Below are 6,887 nucleotides of genomic sequence, written 5' to 3'. Positions count from 1 at the left end.
AAACGCCGTGACGAAAGGATCACCCATGATCAGACATGTCGCCGTGTTCCGCTTCAAGCCGGAATTCACGCAGGAACAGCGCCAGGACTGGATCGAGATGGTCAGGGACCTGCCGCGGAGCATTCCCCAGGTCAAGGCCCTGAGCATCGGCACAGACGTCCTTCGGGGGCCGTCGTCCTACGACGTCGGGCTCGTTGCCGATTTCGAGTCCCTCGAGGACCTCGACGCTTACTCCCGTCATCCGAAGCACGATGAGGTCCTGGCGGTCTCCGGGCCGGTCAAGGAACACCTGGCCATGGCCGACTTCGAGATCTGAGCCCCGCACAGAAGGAAAATGTTGCAGCCGGGACCGGTAAGACCGGTCCCGGCTGCGGTGGACGTTCAACTGGGTTCTACTGAGGTGCCACGCCGCGGTATGTCGGCGCGACCCAAGAGCGGGTCTGATCAGTCAGCGCGCACCAGTCGGGCCATGTGGCTCAGTGCAAGCTGATAGCCGTGAGGTCCTGCGCCGGCGATGACACTGGTGGCCGCCTGCGAGATGTAGGAGAAGTGCCGGAACGCTTCGCGACGGTGGATGTTGGTGACGTGAACCTCGATGACGGGCAGCGAGACGGCCAGCAGTGCGTCGAGCGTGGCAATAGACGTGGAGGTGAGCCCCGCTGGATTGATGATGATGCCGGCGGCGTTCTCTCGTGCCTCTTGAATCCAGTCGATCATCACGCCTTCGTGATTGGTCTGCCGGAACTCGATACTCAGCCCCTCTTCGCCAGCGCGTTCTCGGCAGAGCTGCTCCACGTTCGCCAGGGTGGCCGATCCATAGGTTTGCGGTTCCCGAATTCCGAGCAGGTTCAGATTGGGCCCGTTCAGGACGAAGACTGTCTCATTTTTGGGACGGGAAGTGGGCATTTCTCTCACGGCCTTTCGTCAGGGTATGCAGATCCTCACGCTAGCATTAAAACTGGAATGGCGTTCCAAATATGTTATGTTGGAGTCCGTGATCGGCTGCGGCTAGTCTGCGTGCGGAACTCCATGCCGGAGAGCACCTTCCTCGGCGCGAGCAAAGGGGATGGGACGTGTCTACTGCGATTGGTCGGGGGCTCGGCATCCTGCAGCTGTTGAGCGGCCTGCCGGAGGGGATGGCGCTGAAAGACCTTGCCACGCGACTCGACGTGGTCAAGAGTGCCGCTCACCGGGCCGTGAGTGAATTGGTGGAGCTGGGATATGTCCGCCAGGACTCGGAGACGGGCAAGTACATCCTGGGTTTGAAGCTGGTGTCCCTCGGCCAGCGTCACCTGTCGACGATTCCATTGGTTGACCTGGCGCAGCCGTTCCTGGACCGGCTTTCCGCCACATCCGGAGAGCTGTCCCGGTTGGGGATTGTCGATGAATCCACCTTGGTCTGGGTGGCCAAAAGGGAAGTCAGCAAGTTCGTCCTGCGGTTCGATCCGGACGATGGCCAGGAGGTGAAGCTCTCCTGCTCCGCCAGTGGTCTGGCGTGGCTGTCCACTATGACAGACGAGAGAGCCGTGGAATTGGTTGAGCGCCAGGGCTACCCCGCGCTGGATGAGTACACCCCCAGCGCACCGAGGACACGCACCGAGTATCTCGCGTTGCTGCATGAGGCCCGGGAACTCGGCTTCGGATATGTGGCAGATCTCTTTGAGCTGGGCGTCGCTGCCATTGCTGTACCTGTCGTCCTGGCACCAGGCGAGGAAGGGGTCGGCGTCTTGAACCTCTGCGGTCCGAGTGCTCGGCTCGACCGGGAGAGTTGCGTGGCAATGCTTCCCGATCTCCGCCAGGCAGCCCAGGAGTTGGCCACTGTGTTCCGGGATGACCACGTCCGGGAGTCCACGCTGAAACGTCATCGATTCGGCTCGGCCGACGCCTGAGTCACGCACAAACCCAGTCCTGCAGTCAACGAAGCCTCAAGGGAATCAGACATGAACAACAATGCCCTGCACGTGACGCTCAAGGGTTCCGGTGTGGCAGGCGTCGATATCCCCGTCGTGGGGTTCGGGACCTGGCCCCTCACGGGACCTGAATGTACGGTGTCGGTCACCCGTGCCTTGGGGCTTGGGTACCGCCATGTGGACACCGCGGAGAACTACGGCAACGAGGATGCTGTGGGGCTGGCCGTTCGGGAGTCGGGCGTGCCGCGGGAGGACGTTTTCGTCACCACCAAATTCAACAAGGATTCGCACGGTGACGCCGCAACGGTGCGCCGGTCAGCGGAGCGTGCCCTGGAACGCATGGGTTTGGACTATCTCGATCTCTTCCTGATTCATTGGCCGAACCCCGCGCAGGATCTCTATGTCCAGACCTGCGAGTCGCTGGTCGACCTGGTGGGGACCGGTCTGGTCCGTTCGTGGGGCGTCTCCAACTTCAAGCCGGCACAACTCCAGCGGGTCTTGGACGCCGGGATGGTTCCGCCTGTGAATCAAGTCCAAGTGGATCCTGAGCACGCACAGCGGGGCGTGGAGCGGTTCAATGCCGCGTCTGGTGTGGTCACGGCTGCCTATAGCCCGCTTGCCCGCGGCAGTGAGGTGCTGAAACTCGCCGAATTGGTTGACCCTGCCGATCGGGTGGGCCGCACCCCGGCGCAGGTTGCCCTCCGCTGGCATATTCAGCAAGGGCGCATAGTGGTGCCTCGTTCTGCCAACGAGGAGCGCCAGCGGCAGAACCTCGACCTCTTCGACTTCGCGCTGACTGAGGATGAGATGGCAAGGATCGATGCCTTGGACACCGGTGAGGGGCCGCGGCTGGATTCTGACGAGTTCGGTCACTGAGATGCGAGTCTGAGGCTCTTCTTTGCCCTAGGAGCTGGAACGAAGACCATCTGCTGCGAGCAGTCGGCGTGTCCTCCGAAGGCCGTACTCCATCGAACGTGACAAGCGTTACATTCTTCAGGCGTGACGTTTCTGGATGTCATGACGTCTTCACTATGTCTGCATCAGACGGCGTCGGCACCGAGTCGGCGCGCTGCCACGAAGGAGTAGCCATGTCGAACGATTTGATCCCCCAGACCGGTTCCCAGCAGGAGCGCCAGGTCGCCAAGCGCGAAGCGCAGGCGGAGCAGAAGCAGGAGCAGCAGGCCGAGCGCACTCTGCGTGGCCCGTTGCAGACCGAGCGGGGCATCACCACGTTGGAGGACACCGTCGTCGCCAAGGTCGCCGGGATGGCCGCCCGCGAGGTGCCCGGCGTCTATGACATGGGCAATGCCGCTCGTCGCGCGTTTTCCGCGGTGACCGAACGCATCCCCAACTCCCAGACCAACGTGGCCGGCGGCATCGGCGTGGAGAAGGGCGAGACCCAGACCGCCATCGACGTGACTGTCGTCGTGGAGTACGGCGCCTCGATCGTCGAGGTCGGCAACGCCATCCGCCGCAACGTGATCGACCAGGTCGAGTCCGCCACCGGGCTCGAGGTGCTTGAGGTCAACATCAACGTGGTGGACGTCCACCTGCCCCAGGCCGACGACGACCTCTCCTCCGCTCCGCGCGCCACAGACCTGCAGTGATCCCTGAGCCGGGGCGGGTGCTGCTTTCCCCTCGCTCCGGCTCCTCATCGAGGAGTCCTCATGAAGACATCCCACATCGCCCTGCTGGTCGGCCTGGCACTCGGCGCGGTTCTCGCGTTCGGAACGTTCAGTCAGTTCTTCCTGGTCCTGGTGTTCGGCGCCATCGGCTATGCCGTCGGCCTCACCCTTGAAGGGCGGATCGAGGTCCGCGGCCTGACCGACCGGTGGAGGAAGTGACCATGGCCGCCACGGATGAGCGGGCCGAGCCGGGGGCCGCTGCCGCCACGGCGGCGCCGGCTGCCACCCGAGGATCCACCTCGGTCCCCGCCAAGGTGGTCGCCCGCATCGCCGAGCAGGCCGCGTTCGAGATGCCCGGCGTCGGTTCGGCCGCCGGTGGCGTGCTCGGCATCGGGGCCCGGCGCGAGTTCGAGGGACGCCCCTCGGCCGAGGCCGAGATCTACGGGGTCACGGTGGTGCTCCGGCTGGACGTCGGCCTCGCCTTCCCCGCTCCTCTGGGGCCCGCTCTGGCTGGTCTGCGCGAGCATGTCGGCTCCCAGGTGGAGTCGCTGACCGGCCTCGCGGTCGGGCGGATGGAGATCGATGTGTCGTGGCTGCACACGGCAGGCATCACGAGGCGGGAGTTGCTATGAGTGTGGTTTCCAACCGTCTCACCCGCCGCCCACCGCGCTCCGTACCGCTGATTCTGCTGGCCGTACTGGCCGTCGTCGTCGGCGGAGCGGGGATCTGGCTGCTGGGTGCCTACCTGCTCGACGGAGCCTGGCCGGCGGGAACCGCCGGTGCGATGGACTCGATCGGGACGACCCGCTTCGACGCCGTCCCCCTGCAGATGGTGGCGGCAGGCGTCGGCCTGGTGGGCCTCATCCTGCTAGTCAGCGCCATCGTGCCGGGTGATCCAGCGCGTCGGGCGATCCTCGGGGACACCACCCCGGGACAGACCGCCGTCTCGCGGCGCGACCTGTCCCGCCGGGTGCAGCGCAGTGTCGAGCATGTCGACGGTGTGCAGGCGGCACGGGTCTCCCTGCACCGCAACCGACTGGACGTGCTCGTGCGCACGCCCATCGAGGATACCGAGACCGTGCTGCGACGAGCGCGGGCGGCCGTGGACGAGGCCGTCGCGGAGTTGAGCCCGGTTCGGGACCTGCGCCCCAAGATTCGCCTCGTGCGGACCGACTGACCCGTCGAGCTGAGTTGAGAGGAAGAGACATGCGTACCATTTCCGGAGCCGGCAATCGCGCCGCGCTCGTGGTCGGCGGCCTGCTGATGATCCTTGCCGCCCTCTGGGTGGCCTTCGCCTCGCCCGCGGTACAGAGTGCCTGGCCACCGGTCAGCCGATGGTCAGCGCCAGCGGAGGCGACTCCTGCGGGGATCACCTCCGCACACCAGGGCTGGCTGCTGCCCGCGGTGCTGGCGCTCTCGGTGCTGGTGACCGTGGCGGGGATCATCCTGCTGGTCCGCCAGATCCCGTCGAGCCCCAGTCGCAGTATCCTGCGCATCACGGATCAGGATGACCGCCTCCTGGGGTCCCTCGCTCCGGAGGTCCTGGAGCGTGCGCTGGTCGAGGCAGTGGAGGACCTGCCCGGGGTGGTCCAGGGGTCCGCCCGTCTCGGCGGCAGCGCCGGGGCGCCGTGGATTCAGGCGACCGTCACCGTTGCTGAGGACTCCGAGACCGGATGGGTCGCCGGACTCGTCCGCCGGAACCTGGCCGAGAACGTGTCCACGGTGCTCGGCGTCCCACCCACGCGCGTGGACCTGCTGGTCCGGCTGCGTTCTGGCAAAGCACCGCAGACCGCACAGATTCCCGCTCCCGCCGATGGCCCCGCAGGCTCGCCGGCCCTGCGGCACTCCCATGACGTCCCCGGGCCGCGGTGACCAGCGCGTCCTCGTGCTGCGAGCGCAGGACGGGGACGTGGACGCCTTCGAGGCCCTGGTGGACCACCACCAGGGCCGGCTGTTCCGCATCGCCTACATGGTGCTGCATGACCGCATGGATGCGGAGGACGTGGTGCAGGAGGCCCTGATGCTGGCCTGGCGCCGTCTGCACCTGCTGGAGGAACCGAACGCCTTCGGTTCCTGGGTCTCACAGATCACCACGCGGGCGGCCACGGACGTGGTGCGCCGGCAGGCCCGCCGGGCGACGGACAGCGCGGAGACGGAGGACCTGGACACGGCGGCATCTGACCGACCGTTCGCCGGCTCCTCCGCGGGCACCGGGCAGGGCCCGGAGCGTTCAGCGTTGGTCAACGCCCAGATGGAGGCATTGGCACTGGTCCTGCAGTCACTCGAGACGACCCTGCGGACCTGCTGGGTCTTGCGGGAGATCGATGGCATGAGCTACAGCGAGATCTCAACAGTGATCGGGGCAACCGAGCCCACGGTGCGGGGACGGATCGCCCGGGCCCGGGCCCACATCATCGACCGCATGAAAGAATGGAGGTGAGTCACGTGGACTATCCCCATCACGCAAACCCACCCGAGATGCCGGAACCATCCAGAACGCCAGTTCCTGCCGTGCAGGATGACGCGGACACCCAGCGGTACCTCGACCTGATCCGCTCGGTCAACCACGAGTGGCGTGAGCTGGAGGAGGCTGGTGACAGCTCCGTGCAGCTGTCCGCCGCCGTGCTGTCCTCCCTCAAGGAGGCGGTCCGAGCGGACGTCCGCCGTGGCGCCCACGTCCAGATGCCGCCCACCCCGGCCGGCGCGTACACGCTGTCCGAACTCTCGATGCGCACCCTGGTGCGCCGCGCCGTGGACTCCGTCCCCGGTGTCATCGCCCTGCGCACCACCGTCGAGTACGCGGACGCGCCGGGTGCCGTGCTGACCCGGGGGCTGCCGACACGCATCAGGGTTCGGATCTCCGTTCCCCTGGGCTGCCCCGACCTACGGCAATTGGCCGAGTCTGTGCGGACAGCCGCGGCGGCGGCCTGTCACGACCACCTCGGCCTCGCCGCCATCCCCGTCGACATCCACATCGAGGATCTCCATGAGCTCTGAACCACAACTGCCCGCCGTCTCAGGCCCCACGGGAGCGGTCACTGCCGCCGATCTCATCAGCGTGGTGGAGGCCGTTCCCGGCGTCCGCGGGATCGAGGCGGGCATCGCGACCACCCTGCGCTCACTGGATGCCCGCCTGCGGCGCCAGCACACCGACCACGTGCGCTTTGGAATGGTCATCGACCCCGTCACCGGCCAGGTCGTGGTGGAGATCGCGCTGACCGTCCTGCGGCCGGTGTGGCAGATCGTCGCCGAGGTGCAGGGCGCCGTGCAGGCCGCGCTCCAGGACGCCGGCACCGGCCGCGAGGTCCTCGTCCGGGTCCAATCGCTGTCCTGACCCGCCGCTGCGTGGAGG

The 6,887-nt window shown here is 66.5% G+C and carries 12 protein-coding genes; 11 read left to right on the top strand and 1 reads right to left on the bottom strand.

What is annotated here, in order from left to right:
* The first annotated feature begins 25 nt into the window (after positions 1-25).
* Entirely contained in the window at positions 26-316 is a 291-nt protein-coding gene (locus RUH65_RS14860) for a Dabb family protein (RefSeq protein ID WP_313818393.1), read from the top strand.
* Between the two features lie 128 nt (positions 317-444).
* Here the strand turns inward: RUH65_RS14860 and aroQ are convergent, their stop codons facing one another.
* Complete coding sequence (gene aroQ, locus RUH65_RS14855) at positions 445-906, bottom strand: type II 3-dehydroquinate dehydratase (protein ID WP_313818394.1); 462 nt, start codon at positions 904-906, stop codon at positions 445-447.
* 167 nt (positions 907-1,073) lie between these two features.
* Here aroQ and RUH65_RS14850 point away from each other — a divergent pair, with 167 nt between their 5' ends.
* The 10 genes from RUH65_RS14850 (at position 1,074) to RUH65_RS14805 (ending at position 6,869) form a co-directional block, all read left to right on the top strand.
* Positions 1,074-1,889: an IclR family transcriptional regulator gene (locus RUH65_RS14850; RefSeq protein ID WP_313818392.1), complete on the top strand. Its 816-nt coding sequence runs from the start codon at positions 1,074-1,076 to the stop codon at positions 1,887-1,889.
* A 51-nt stretch (positions 1,890-1,940) separates the two neighbouring features.
* On the top strand, positions 1,941-2,786 hold the full coding sequence (locus tag RUH65_RS14845; protein ID WP_313818391.1) for an aldo/keto reductase: 846 nt from the start codon (positions 1,941-1,943) through the stop codon (positions 2,784-2,786).
* A gap of 212 nt (positions 2,787-2,998) precedes the next feature.
* The gene (locus RUH65_RS14840; RefSeq protein WP_313818390.1) at positions 2,999-3,517 is read left to right on the top strand and encodes an Asp23/Gls24 family envelope stress response protein; all 519 of its coding nucleotides are present in this window, start codon (positions 2,999-3,001) and stop codon (positions 3,515-3,517) included.
* Between the two features lie 60 nt (positions 3,518-3,577).
* Complete coding sequence (locus tag RUH65_RS14835; RefSeq protein ID WP_313818388.1) at positions 3,578-3,754, top strand: hypothetical protein; 177 nt, start codon at positions 3,578-3,580, stop codon at positions 3,752-3,754.
* Between the two features lie 2 nt (positions 3,755-3,756).
* Positions 3,757-4,167, top strand: coding sequence for an Asp23/Gls24 family envelope stress response protein (locus tag RUH65_RS14830; RefSeq protein ID WP_313818387.1), 411 nt, complete (start codon positions 3,757-3,759; stop codon positions 4,165-4,167).
* Positions 4,164-4,712, top strand: coding sequence for a DUF6286 domain-containing protein (locus RUH65_RS14825; RefSeq protein ID WP_313818385.1), 549 nt, complete (start codon positions 4,164-4,166; stop codon positions 4,710-4,712). The genes RUH65_RS14830 and RUH65_RS14825 overlap by 4 nt, the downstream gene beginning before the upstream one ends.
* Before the next feature lie 29 nt (positions 4,713-4,741).
* Positions 4,742-5,407, top strand: coding sequence for a hypothetical protein (locus RUH65_RS14820; protein WP_313818383.1), 666 nt, complete (start codon positions 4,742-4,744; stop codon positions 5,405-5,407).
* Positions 5,385-5,975 carry a sigma-70 family RNA polymerase sigma factor gene (locus RUH65_RS14815; protein WP_313818382.1) on the top strand — a complete coding sequence of 197 codons (591 nt, stop codon included), beginning with the start codon at positions 5,385-5,387 and terminating at the stop codon, positions 5,973-5,975. Before RUH65_RS14820 ends, RUH65_RS14815 begins: the two co-directional genes overlap by 23 nt.
* Before the next feature lie 71 nt (positions 5,976-6,046).
* Positions 6,047-6,532, top strand: coding sequence for a hypothetical protein (locus tag RUH65_RS14810; RefSeq protein ID WP_313818381.1), 486 nt, complete (start codon positions 6,047-6,049; stop codon positions 6,530-6,532).
* On the top strand, positions 6,522-6,869 hold the full coding sequence (locus RUH65_RS14805; protein WP_313818380.1) for a hypothetical protein: 348 nt from the start codon (positions 6,522-6,524) through the stop codon (positions 6,867-6,869). The genes RUH65_RS14810 and RUH65_RS14805 overlap by 11 nt, the downstream gene beginning before the upstream one ends.
* Positions 6,870-6,887: the final 18 nt, after the last annotated feature.

It is taken from the genome of Citricoccus sp., assembly GCF_032154715.1.
In the GTDB taxonomy this organism is placed as follows: Bacteria; Actinomycetota; Actinomycetes; order Actinomycetales; family Micrococcaceae; genus Citricoccus.
The sequence above is the reverse complement of the archived record's forward strand: the minus strand, read 5'-3'. Positions and strand labels throughout refer to the sequence as shown.